The organism is Campylobacter sp. CFSAN093229 (genome assembly GCF_011068225.1).
Taxonomy (GTDB): domain Bacteria; phylum Campylobacterota; class Campylobacteria; order Campylobacterales; family Campylobacteraceae; genus Campylobacter_D; species Campylobacter_D jejuni.
In genome coordinates this window covers 300517-312895 of sequence record NZ_JAAMXB010000005.1, presented here as the reverse complement: position 1 = coordinate 312895, position 12379 = coordinate 300517, and the positions used below count along the sequence as shown (strand labels likewise).

The 12379-nt window shown below is 28.7% G+C and carries 11 protein-coding genes; 4 read left to right on the top strand and 7 right to left on the bottom strand.

The window, feature by feature from the left end:
* Nucleotides 1-46: 46 nt before the first annotated feature.
* Complete coding sequence (gene rpoD / locus FBE93_RS03610) at nucleotides 47-1915, top strand: RNA polymerase sigma factor RpoD (protein ID WP_002932883.1); 1869 nt, start codon at nucleotides 47-49, stop codon at nucleotides 1913-1915.
* 14 nt (nucleotides 1916-1929) lie between these two features.
* Here the strand turns inward: rpoD and FBE93_RS03605 are convergent, their stop codons facing one another.
* Nucleotides 1930-2442 carry a histidine phosphatase family protein gene (locus FBE93_RS03605; RefSeq protein WP_002853673.1) on the bottom strand — a complete coding sequence of 171 codons (513 nt, stop codon included), beginning with the start codon at nucleotides 2440-2442 and terminating at the stop codon, nucleotides 1930-1932.
* The gene (locus tag FBE93_RS03600) at nucleotides 2439-2957 is read right to left on the bottom strand and encodes a rhomboid family intramembrane serine protease (RefSeq protein WP_002853517.1); all 519 of its coding nucleotides are present in this window, start codon (nucleotides 2955-2957) and stop codon (nucleotides 2439-2441) included. Before FBE93_RS03600 ends, FBE93_RS03605 begins: the two co-directional genes overlap by 4 nt.
* A gap of 97 nt (nucleotides 2958-3054) precedes the next feature.
* On the opposite strand from FBE93_RS03600, the gene FBE93_RS03595 reads away from it, so the two are divergent.
* Complete coding sequence (locus FBE93_RS03595; protein ID WP_002932882.1) at nucleotides 3055-3471, top strand: PepSY-like domain-containing protein; 417 nt, start codon at nucleotides 3055-3057, stop codon at nucleotides 3469-3471.
* A 7-nt stretch (nucleotides 3472-3478) separates the two neighbouring features.
* Here FBE93_RS03595 and FBE93_RS03590 read toward each other — a convergent pair whose 3' ends face one another.
* Genes FBE93_RS03590 through FBE93_RS03570 form a run of 5 tightly spaced genes read right to left on the bottom strand, consistent with a single transcriptional unit; the run spans nucleotide 3479 to nucleotide 10415 of the window.
* Nucleotides 3479-5095 carry an ATP-dependent metallopeptidase FtsH/Yme1/Tma family protein gene (locus FBE93_RS03590; protein ID WP_002932876.1) on the bottom strand — a complete coding sequence of 539 codons (1617 nt, stop codon included), beginning with the start codon at nucleotides 5093-5095 and terminating at the stop codon, nucleotides 3479-3481.
* Between the two features lie 3 nt (nucleotides 5096-5098).
* Nucleotides 5099-6349: a tRNA (N(6)-L-threonylcarbamoyladenosine(37)-C(2))-methylthiotransferase MtaB gene (gene mtaB, locus FBE93_RS03585; RefSeq protein WP_002932875.1), complete on the bottom strand. Its 1251-nt coding sequence runs from the start codon at nucleotides 6347-6349 to the stop codon at nucleotides 5099-5101.
* Complete coding sequence (locus tag FBE93_RS03580) at nucleotides 6346-7917, bottom strand: mechanosensitive ion channel domain-containing protein (protein ID WP_002865744.1); 1572 nt, start codon at nucleotides 7915-7917, stop codon at nucleotides 6346-6348. Before FBE93_RS03580 ends, mtaB begins: the two co-directional genes overlap by 4 nt.
* Complete coding sequence (gene aroB / locus FBE93_RS03575; protein ID WP_165434183.1) at nucleotides 7914-8969, bottom strand: 3-dehydroquinate synthase; 1056 nt, start codon at nucleotides 8967-8969, stop codon at nucleotides 7914-7916. The genes FBE93_RS03580 and aroB overlap by 4 nt, the downstream gene beginning before the upstream one ends.
* Before the next feature lie 45 nt (nucleotides 8970-9014).
* The gene (locus tag FBE93_RS03570) at nucleotides 9015-10415 is read right to left on the bottom strand and encodes a COG3400 family protein (RefSeq protein ID WP_002856550.1); all 1401 of its coding nucleotides are present in this window, start codon (nucleotides 10413-10415) and stop codon (nucleotides 9015-9017) included.
* Between the two features lie 29 nt (nucleotides 10416-10444).
* On the opposite strand from FBE93_RS03570, the gene tgt reads away from it, so the two are divergent.
* Together tgt and FBE93_RS03560 are read left to right on the top strand one after the other, a co-directional pair.
* A complete protein-coding gene (gene tgt, locus FBE93_RS03565) occupies nucleotides 10445-11566 on the top strand; it encodes a tRNA guanosine(34) transglycosylase Tgt (protein WP_002932873.1) in 1122 nt (373 codons plus the stop codon).
* Between the two features lies 1 nt (nucleotide 11567).
* Nucleotides 11568-12335 (top strand): magnesium transporter CorA family protein, encoded by a 768-nt coding sequence (locus tag FBE93_RS03560; RefSeq protein ID WP_002880601.1) that lies wholly within the window; start codon nucleotides 11568-11570, stop codon nucleotides 12333-12335.
* Nucleotides 12336-12379: the final 44 nt, after the last annotated feature.

Genomic DNA, 12379 nt, shown 5'->3' with positions numbered 1-12379 from the left:
ATTTTTAGATAAAATCCAAAGCTTATATAAATTTCAAGGATAATCAATGAACGCCAAAACTCAAGAAGCTGAATTAGAAGAATTATTTCAAGAAAATGCAAAAGATTATATCACATATGAAAAATTGGTAAAATATCTTACAAAACAACCAAGTGCATCAACCGCTAAAAAAGTACAAGCATTAATGAAAAAACACAAAGTGCAACTTTTTTCAGCAGCCGAAATTGCACAAATGAAAAACATAGAAGATGCAAAAAGACTTCAAGAAGAAAAACAAAAACTCCAAGATACAAGCCTTGAGAACGAATTTGATTTAGCCAATGAAAACGATTTATTAGAATGGAGCAGATCAGACTCTCCTGTTCGTATGTATTTAAGAGAAATGGGACAAATTGCTTTATTAAATAAAGATGAAGAAATTGAAATTTCCAAAAAAATAGAACTTGGCGAAGATATTATCATTGATGCTTTTTGTTCTGTACCTTATTTGATAGATTTTATTTTAGATTATAAAGAACCTTTAATAAACAGAGAAAGAAGGGTAAAAGAACTATTTAAAAGCTTTGACGATGAAGAAAAAAGTGATGATAAACTTGATGAACTTGATATAGATGAAGATGAAGAAAACGAAACAGAATTAGAATCAGATGAAGAAAATGCTAAAAAAAACAGCAAAAAAGAAGATGAAAGAACTTTAAAAGTTATAGAAAAATTTAAAGCTCTAGAAAAAGCTAAAAAAGATTGGCTAAAAACATCCAAAGACAAAGAAAGTGGAGACGAGCTTTTAGATAAATTAAGCATTGCGTTCAAAAAAAATATTTTAAAAGAAAAATTAATGGATCTAGGCCCTACTTCAAAACTTATTAGTGAAATCGTAAAATCAATGGAAACTGCACTAAAAAGCGATGAAGAATTTGACAAAGAACTTAAGCGTTTAGAATACCGCTTACCTATGTTTTCTGATGAACTTAAAAAACGCCATGCAGATATTTTAAAAGATATTACAAAATTGAGCAAAGAAGAAATCACAGAGCGAGCTTTAGAAACAACCATGGTAAGCACTTATATGGAAATTAAAAAACTATTTCAAACTAAAGAAGCTAGTAAAAAAAGCTTTGATCTTGAAAAATCACGTTTAAAAGAAATTTTAGAGCAAATTAAACGCGGTAAAAAAATCTCTGATGAAGCAAAAGGAAGAATGGCAAAATCGAACTTGCGTCTTGTTGTAAGCATAGCTAAACGCTACACAAATCGTGGTCTACCTTTCTTAGATCTTATTCAAGAAGGAAATATAGGTTTAATGAAAGCTGTGGATAAGTTTGAATACAAAAGGGGTTATAAATTTTCCACTTATGCAACTTGGTGGATCAGGCAAGCTATTTCAAGGGCTATAGCTGACCAAGCAAGAACCATAAGAATTCCAATCCACATGATAGAAACCATCAATCAAATTAACAAAATTATCCGCGAACATCTACAAAAAGATGGAAAAGAACCTGATGTCAGTGTTATAGCTAAAGAAGTAGGTTTAAGCGTAGATAAGGTTAAACAAGTTATTAAAATCACAAAAGAACCAATTTCTCTTGAAGCTCCAATAGGAAATGAAGATGATGGTAAATTTGGAGATTTTGTTGAAGATAGAAATTCACTTTCTCCAATGGATCATATCTTAAAGGATGATTTAAAAGAACAAATTGATGAAGTTTTAGATCAATTAAACGATAGAGAAAAAGCGGTAATTCGTATGCGTTTTGGTTTAATGGATGATGAAAGTGATAGAACTTTAGAGGAAATTGGAAAAGAGCTTAATGTCACTCGAGAAAGAGTGAGACAAATAGAAAGTTCAGCTATAAAAAAACTCAAACACCCTAAAGTAGGAAGAAAACTAAAAAATTATATTGAAGGTTGGAAGTAAGAGTCAATCTCTTACTAAAAACCCAAATCTTTTTCTTCTTTTAACTTGCGCACATGTTCAAAAAAAACTAATTTTCCGCTATGTTTTTTTAAATTTTTAAATTCCTTAATATCAAATTCTAAACACAAGATAGAAGAAGTTGGAAAAGAAGCTAAACATAGCGAGCTTAATAACTCTCCAAGCTCCATTAAACCAGGATTATGACCCACTAAAAATACTTCGTTAAACTCATCATCAATATCTTGTAGAATTTTTAGCAAATTTTCAACATTACAAAGATACAATCTTTCATCAAAACAAATTTTATTTTTATCAAAATTATAAAATTTGGCTATTTTTTTCGCTGTTTTAGCGGTTCTAACAGCAGGACTTGATAGCACCAAATCAGGATGAATTTCATGCAAGGCAAGATTTTTAAAAAGTTTTTTTAAATCTTCCTTTCCACTCTTAGTAAGTTTTCTTTCAAAATCATCAATATCCCCACTCTTACTTGCTTTTGCATGTCTTATAATATAAATTTTTTTCATTTTACCTCTTTTATTTTAGCTAAAATATAACCACACATAAACCCGAAAATATGACCATACCAAGCAACATTTACCCCCATAAGCAATGGCGCAAAACTCATAAGTAAAATTGCCACTATAAGTCCTTTTGTGCTATTTTTATCAAGAACAGCATAAAAGCCCATTAAAACACAAATTGCACCACTAGCGCCTATGACATTTATATTTTCTCCGAAATATTTAAAATCAAAATACACATAAAAAACACTTAAAAGTGAACACAACAATCCGCCAATAAAATAAATAAAAATAAAACGCAAAGCACCTAAATAAGTTTCTAATATACGCCCAAATTGAAACAAAACTATCATATTTAATATAAGATGAGTTAAATTTCCATGTAAAAACATTGAACTTAAAAGTTGCCAATAAGCTCCATTAAAAAATAAAATATTCAAACCAAGGATATTATAATAATCATAAGAAATCAAAAAATAACATAAAATATTTAAAAAAATTAAAAAAATTGTAAGCAAAGTATAAAACCTTTATTTTTTATAATATTGTCTTAAAATTCACATAAAATTCACATAAATTCTTTACAATTTTACTAAAAAATAATTAGGAAAAATATTGAAAATTAAATTTTTAAGTATTATTACTATTTTAAGTTTATCTTTAAATGCTGATATAATAATTTCTGCTGATAATTTGCCAAGTGTTTCTAAAGAATTTTTACAACATAATTTCAAAGCACCCATAGGGATCGTACAAAAAGACAAAAATTCCTATGAAGTCTATCTTAGCGATGGGACAGAACTTGAATTTGACATAGATGGAGCTTGGAAGGAAATTGAAAATAAAGCCTTTCCTTTTGATCTAGATTTTTTACCTCAAAATTTAGTCAATATCATTAAAAACGAATTTCCAAATATAAAAGCTAGAGAAATCGAAAGAAAAATCAACCATTACAAGATTAAACTTGATAACGATGTAAAAATTCTTATAGATTTTAATGGAACTATCTTGCACAAAGAAATTGATGATTAAAATATAATCAAACCTGCATTATATTTTTAACATCATCATATTCTATCTTTTCTTTTTCAAGCAAAAGCTCTGATAATTTTAAAATTTTATCCTTCATAGAATTTAAAAATTCATCCATTTCTTTTTTTTGTTCATTTAAATTTGACTCTTCTAACATATCAAAACTCAACATATAATCAAGCAATTCTTTAATCTTTAAAAAATCATCTTGCGAGTTAGTATAACTTTCATTATAAATCAATCTCATAGCTCTAGAACCAGCCAAATAAACTTTTATACGATTGATAAGCTCTGATTTTGATCTTATATTATGCTCATATTCTTTAAAACGATCTTCAATAAGAGTGATTTTTTCAAATCCTATGTCAAAATAATACGCACTCAAAGCTTTTGCAGCCTGATAAGTGGCTTGAATTTTCTTCTCTTCATCATTAAAACTTAAAATCTTTTTCTTGCCTAAAAGAACTTTATTTAATACAGCATAAAAATCACTTTCCTCAACTAAAGCACTATTTCTTCTTAAAGCATTAATTGCCGCTTCATTGACCAAAGTTTCAAGCCCTGCTCCACTAAAACCTACGCTTGCTTTGGCGATTTTATTTAAATTGACATTATTGTTTTTATCTTTCATATAAATTTCTAAAATTTTAAGTCTATCCTTAAAATCAGGCAAAGATAAAAAAATTCTCCTATCAAAACGCCCCGAACGCAATAAAGCAGGATCCATAAGTTCGATTTTATTTGTCGCAGCTATAACTATAACCCCACTATTGTCCTCAAAACCATCCATTTGAGTTAAAAGTTGATTTAAAGTGCTATCTCTTTCAACATTTGACATTTCTCCTCTTGCCTTACCTACAGCATCTATTTCATCGATAAAAACTATACTAGGAGCCATCATTTTAGCTTTTGAAAAAAGCTCTCTAACTCTTTTTGCACCCATACCTACATAAATTTCAACAAAACTTGAACCGCTTTGATAAAAAAATGGCACCTCTGCTTCTCCTGCAACTGCTTTTGCTATCAATGTTTTTCCTACACCAGGTGGGCCTACCATTAAAACACCTTTTGGCATTTTTACACCAAATTCTTTATATTTTTTAGGATTTTGTAAAAAATCCACAAGTTCGCTTAGCTCCATTTTAACTTCATCAACACCTGCTACATCATTAAAAGTAATATTTGAAATCACAGGTTTTATATGAGAACTTTCTAAATTTATATTTGAATTTTGTGCCTGAGTGTGATTTTGATTCTTATTTGATATTGGATATTTAGCTAACTCTTTTTTACGAGCAAAATAGCCAAGACTTATAAAAAGTGCGATAATAAAAACAAGTAAAATAAAAAACACCCAAAGCGTGTTATCTTTTTTAACTTCTACGGGAACTTTTGCTAAAAGTGTTTTTATATCTATGCCATCTTTTATAATTACGTAATTTTCACCTTCCGCCTTAAGCCAAATTTCGTCTTTATCAATCACAGCTTTTTGGATTAAATTTTGACTTAACAGACTTTGATAAAGATTTTCATCTATATATTTAGGTTCATTTTTAAAATATAAAATTCCCAAAAGCATACATAAAACCATAAAAGATGCTAAAATTATCTTTTTATTTTTCATTATCTAGCCTTTTAAATTTGCAAAGTTAGACTTTTCTTGTACTTCATATTGAGATATAACAATCCATTCTTTAGCTATATCTTTATCACTTTTAATTTTGATCTTATTAAAAAACTGATCATAACCCTCAAAAAAACCATCTTTTTGATTTTCTACCAAAACTTCAAGTGAAACTTGATTTTTTTTTCTAAATTCATAATTATTTTTTTCTACTATGGATTTTAAAGTGTTTAATCTTTCTTTAGCTAAAGTTCCATTTATCACATCTTTCATGGTAGCAGAATGCGTGTTGTTTCTAGGACTAAAAATAAAAGCATGAATATGAGTGAGTGGAAATTCTTTAAATTTTTTCAAAGCTTCTTGCCACACTTCTTCACTCTCGCCTGGATGAGCTACTATAAAATCCGTCCCTAAAGCATATCCTTTGCTTGCTATAGTATTAAAAAGCTTTAAATCATTATCCGTATGCGATCTTCTTCGCATTATGCGAAGCATTTTTTCACTTGTATGTTGCAAAGCAATATGTAAATGCCTTTCAAGCCAAGTCTCATCTAAAATTTCTAAAAAACTTTCATCAATTTGTGCGGGTTCTAAACTACCTAACCTTATGCGTTTTATACCTGAAATTTGTCCCATTTTTTGCAAAAGCTTGCCTAAACTTGTGCCATTTTTAAGCCCATATGAACCTATATTAGTCCCTGTTAAAACAATTTCACTATAGCCATTAGCCCCCAAAATTTCAACTTGTTTTAAAAGAGCTTTTTCATCTACACTTCTTGATTTACCCCGCACGCTAGGGATAATACAATAAGAACAAGCAAAATCACAACCTTCTTGAATTTTCACAAAAGCTTTGGTATGATTTTCATACTCACAAACTATATCTTTATCAATAAAATTTAAATTTCCAAGTTCATAAAAACTTGTCTTTGCTCCTAAAAATTCATTGATTTTATCTTTATTTGACGCTCCAAGCACTCCAAAAACCTGTTTTTTATCTAAAAGCTCCTTACCTTTGCTTACAGCACCACAACCTGTAAGTATAACTTTAATGCCTTTTTTTTGCATAGTATTTACATAAGACTTTATCCCGCTATCAGCTCCATTTGTAACCGTGCAAGAATTTACAACGATAATTTGTGCTTTATTCTCATCATTTATAATCTCATAATCTTTTACATAACTTTTTAAAAGCTCTGTATCATAAATATTTGTGCGACACCCAAAGGTTTTAAAAAAAACTTTTTCTTTCAATCTTTATTCCTTGCATAAAAATGCGTATTTTCATGATGTTGTTCAAAATGATTTTGATTTAAATTTCCTAAATATAAATTTTGCGATGGATAAGCGATTTTTATATCTTTATGCTTATTAAATTCTTTTATAATCTCTTTGCTAATCGTACTTCTTAATACCAAAGCCGCATAAGCATTAGTCATATACCATGCAGAAATTCGCATTCCCCAATGCTCAAAAAACATAAAAAACCTTGGCTCCACTTTAGGATTTTTAATACTATATTCATGTTGTAAACGAGCTATATTTTTTCTAGCAAGCTCAGTATAACCTTTAGCATGGCGTGTAACAATATTTTCCACAATTTCTTGCGCCTTATCAAGATTGCTATCAAAAGTAACACTTATATCAATGCCATCAAGCACGGTTTTCATACCATGGTGAGTATAATTAGCAAGCAAATTTGTAAAAACATAGTTATTAGGAATAAATATAATACGCCCACTACGACGATTTTTATTATAAGTTTCAAGTGTAAGCTCTTCATAAAGAGTAATGCGTAAAAAAGAAATGTCTATAATATCTCCTATATAGGTAGTATCATTTTGAAAAACCTTTACACGATCCCCTACTCTAAAACTTCCGCCAAAAATAATCACACACCATCCAAGCATAGACATAAACATATCTTTCATAGCAATAGCTAAGCCCGCAGAGGCAAAACCAAGTATAGTTACAAGATAAGTAATATTTTCTATATAAGCAAAGAGCAAAATAAGAAAAATAATATTTATATTAATAAAATTAATAATCTTCGTAGCAGTATAATATCTTTCACTATCTTTAATGTATTTTTTAGCAATAAATTTCAACATAAAAGCTATAGCTATAACAATAACAATAGCAACAAGTATATTTACAGCCCTTAAGCTTTGAACTTTAATCTCAGCACTTACTCGAGAAAGCTCTTCATCAATTTTTTTCTCATAAACAGAATAAGAAACACTAGCAAAATTTAAAGCTTGCTCAAATTCTTCCAACTTTTTATCCGAAGCTTTTAAAGCTTCTATATTCTCAACACTTGGTTTAAGCTCAACTAATTCCTTAAGTTCTGAGTTTTTTTCCCTGATTTTATCTACTAAATTTTTAAAATCATTAAATTTAAATATATACTCTTCCTTTTCTCCTTTTAATTTCTTAATATGAGAAAAAGCTCCTATAATAGCCAAAGGATTAGTAAGCTTAGATAAAGTTTCTATATTATCAGGGGCACTAAGACTTTGTGCAAAATTTAAATCTTTATATTCTTTAAGCAAGCTCAATTGCTCTTCTAAATTTGCTATCTTGCGTTTAAGTTCTTCTTGTTGGTGAATATCGGAAGTCTTTTTTAAATTAAGATTTAAAATGATTAATTCATCATTTATATCTTGATATTTTATAAAATTTTCATAACGTATATTCCAAATACTAGCACTGATTACAGTATTTAAAGTATTAATTTTCTCATTTATATTATTAATAATAGTCCGATTTACATCACCAAAAGCAAAAACAACAAAAAAGGTTAAAATAATAATTTTTTTCATTGGAATTCTCTTAAAGTTGCAATTATATCTTCTTTAGAAATATCACCTTTTATCAAACCCTTGCCCAAAGGACTAGCAAGAACAAAATTGATTTTTTTATTAGAGCTTTTTTTATCCATGAAAAAAGCTTCATAAAATTCATCTACATTGTTGATTTTATATGATATTGGCAAACCGAATTTAAGTAAAATAGCTTTTATTTTTTGACTTTGCATTTTATCCAAAAGCCCTAAATTTAAAGCCAATTGATTTGCCATAACCATACCTATAGCTACCGCTTCTCCGTGTAAATAAAGCTTATAATCTGTAAAATTTTCTATAACATGAGCAAAAGTATGACCATAATTTAAAAGCATTCTAAGCCCTGATTCTTTTTCATCTTGTTCAACAACCCTTGATTTAAGTTCTATGCTTCTTACTATAATTTGAGTAAAAATTTCATTCTCACAAGTAGCATTGAAGAAACTTTTTTCATCAATTTTTTCTATAAAATCAAGTATACTATCATCAAACATTGCTGCCATTTTAATAAATTCAGCCATGCCTGCAGCAAGTTCTCTAGAGCTCAAAGTCTTTAAAAAAGAACTCTCGCAATATACAGCTTTAGGTTGATAAAAAGTGCCAATAAGATTTTTACCAAAATTATTATTAACACCTGTTTTTCCACCTACTGCTGCATCAACGCAAGCTAAAAGTGTAGTAGGAATATTTATAAAATCAATGCCTCTTTGATAAATACTAGCAGCAAATCCGCCCATATCACTAATCACGCCACCACCAAAACTTATAAGCACGCTTTTTCTATCCAATTTAGAATTAAACATTTGGTTTAAAATTTCTTCCATGGTGCTTAAATTTTTATATTCTTCACCATCTTTTACAGTGGCAATAAAAATTTCTTTTGCCTTAATTTTAGAAAGTAATGTTTTCAAATGAAGACCTGAAATCTTAGGATTTGAAAGTATAAAAACCTTACTATCAAATTCTAATTCTTCAAGTTCATCAATATAAACCTTATAAGCATTTTCTTTTAACTTAACTTCTACTTGCATTGAACTACTCTTTTTGCGTTTATTCTATCACATTTAATTAATTATTTATTCTACTGGTATGAAAAGTTGGTAATTTTGTCTCATTTTATAATAATGCCTATTTAAATTTGTACTTAAATTTCTGCCAAAATCTCTATTTAGTAATTCTTTTTGAAAACTCACAAATTGTAACAAATCTTCGCGATATTGCAAATTTAAAAGAGGGTTTTCATCATTTTTATTAATAATTTGTATATTTTTATCATAAAGCTTAGATAAACTTCTAAAATACTCCTCCATATCTGTAGTATTTTGAGAATTTGGATTATAATAATATAAAATAACTCCAAAATCAAGCTGTTTACTTAAATCAGTAATGACATTTGCATTGTTTTCAAGTTCACTCTCATCGGCACTTAAAATAATCGCTTCTTTAAGCTCATCAAAAGAAGCTTCACCCACTTTCATAATAGGAATTTTTAAATCAAAAAAAGCTTGTTTTTCTTTCTCAAAATTTTTTATATCGGTTACAACTAATCCTATATCATTATTTTGCAACCATGTGGAAATTTGTTTAAAATCCGTGTTGAAATAATCAAAAAACACACCTTCTTTATCCTCGGAAAGTTTTTTTAATTTTTCATACATTACCCCTAATTTAGGATTGATAACATGTATAAAAAATCTTTTTGCATTGCTTTTTTGAGTTAATTTTAAAGTAGTATCAAGCACTCTTTCTTGCATATTTTGATTCATATTTTTCATATCAATTAAAGCAAAAACATTACTTCCAAAAGGCATAGGAAATTGCCCTGCTTTGCCTCTTATATTATGAAAAATACTTTGTAAAACAACAGGATCTCCAACGATCAAAATGCTATCATTTGGCTCTAAAACAAAAGATGGTTTTACAAAATAAATCTTAGAATTTCTATAAATAAGGACTATGCGCCACCTTTTTTGTTGTATTGAACTTATGTGCCTATAAGCAAAAATAGATCCTGCTGGAATTTTTACTTCCATAATCTCTCCAACCCCAAGTCCTATATACTGAGCTGTTAAAGCAATATCTGGTAAAAAATCCATAAATCTACGGCTTAAAGTCATTCTAGCATCAGCTAAATTTGCATGAGTATCATTAACACTTAACCCCCAAAAATCCATTATTTCTATTTCTAAATTTGGATTTAAAGAGCGCAAAGCCTCATAACTTTTTTTAGTTTCAAATTCATCTTGCATATAAATAAAAGCCTGTTTAAAATCTTTACTCATAATATTTTCAAGACGCGCTGTGCTTGTAGGATCAAAATAATGCAAGTCAATATACTCACTAGAAATATTTAAGTTATTTTTTTCACTATTTTGACACACTACTGTAAAAAAGTAACCTAAGCCTTTTTCAAAACAAAGCCTTTCTAAGAAATGCTTTGCTAAAATACCGTCTATTATAATTAAAATATTATTCATTTTAAACTCCAAAAAGGAAATTATAACAAATGGAATTTAAATTAAAGCATAAAGATGGAATGGCAAGGGTTTGTGAAATCACTACCGCACACAGCACTTTTTTAACCCCTGTTTTTATGCCTGTTGGCACAGTAGGAGCGGTTAAAAGTCTTGATGCTAATGATATGAAAAACGAGCTTGATGCAAAAATTATTTTAGCAAATACCTATCACATGTACTTGCGTCCAACTTCCAAAGTGGTAAAAGATTTTGGAGGTTTACATGGATTTACGAAATTTGATAGAAGTTTTTTAACCGATAGTGGTGGTTTTCAAGCTTTTTCTTTAAGTAAAAATTCCAAACATTTTAATGAAGGTATAGAATTTAAAAGTCACATCGATGGGAGTCGTCATCTTTTTACTCCAAAAAGTGTTTTAGATACTCAATATGATTTTAACTCTGATATTATGATGATTTTAGATGATTTAGTAGCCCTACCCGCAACCAAAGAAAGGGTTAAAATTTCTGTTGATCGCACTATACTTTGGGCAAAAGAAGCTATTACTTATCATAAAAATATGCAAAATAAAGGTATAGGTATAGGGCAAAATATTTTTGGTATTATCCAAGGTGGTACAGATTATGAAGAAAGAAAGCGTTGCGCTTTAAGTTTAAATGAAATGCCATTTGATGGTTTAGCTATAGGTGGGCTTAGCGTGGGCGAAGAAAACGCCTTGATGTACGAAACAGTGCAAAATTTAAACCCTTATCTAGATGAAAATCGTCCAAGATATTTAATGGGCGTAGGAACGCCTGAAGATTTGGTAGAAAATGTTGAGCGAGGAGTAGATATGTTTGACTGTGTGATGCCAACTAGAAATGCAAGAAATGGAACATTTTTCACAAGTTTTGGAAAATTTAATATCAAAAAAGCAGAATTTATCAACGATCATGAAGCCATAGATCCTGCTTGCTCATGTTATACTTGTCGTAATTTTTCAAGGGGTTATTTAAACCATCTTTTCAAAGCTAAAGAACTTACTTTTTTTCGTTTGGCAAGTTTGCACAATCTACATTATTATCTTGAACTTGCAAGAAAGATGCGTGAAGCAATTTTGAATAATTCTTTTACGCAATTTAAAAGAAATTTTTATCACTTAAGAGGCAAATAAAATGCTAGAACTACACGAAAATCTAAAAAAAATCCTACAAGCAAAGAATTTAGAAACTTTCTATAGTGAAATTTATGGACAAAAAATTTTTGTTTATGTGGGATTAAATTTGGAAACTTGGCTTTTTAATGATGAAAAAATTTATAAACTTCAAAATGAAGAATTTAAGCTTTCTAGCATAGAAGAATTTTCAAATTTTATTAAATCCATTTTAGAAGATTTTAAAGTACAAAATACTCATTTTCAAAATCTTTTAGAACACAAAGAAGGTATTATCTTAAAAGGTGGTTTTGTTAAAAATTTTTACAAAAAATCCTTTGTGTTAAGACAAAAAATCAACAAAAATCTAAAGCAAATTAATCTTCTAAGCGAAGCTTTCAATCTTTTGCTTAGTGAACAAGCACAATACAAAAAACATTTAAAAATTTTAAATTTATCCATCGGCATCTTAAGTAAAAACACCAAAGAACATCTAGCAAGAGTTGATACTCTTTATGCATTAACAAGTGCAATTAAAAATGAAAAAATGAATAAAAGTATTTATCTTTTAAGTATACTTTCTTCTATTTTCTTACCTTTAAATTTGATCGTAGGATTTTTTGGAATGAATACTAATAATCTTTTTTTCAAAGATAGTCCTTATGGTACACTTTATATTTTTTCTTTGATTTGCTGTATTTTGATCGTGGGTTTTATATTTTATCATTCAAAAAAGACCAAAGAATTTGATTTAGATGAAGGTAAAAAAGCTAAAAAACAAACAAAATAAGCAAAATTTTGCTTATTTTAAGAATATTTATATATAATTTTAAC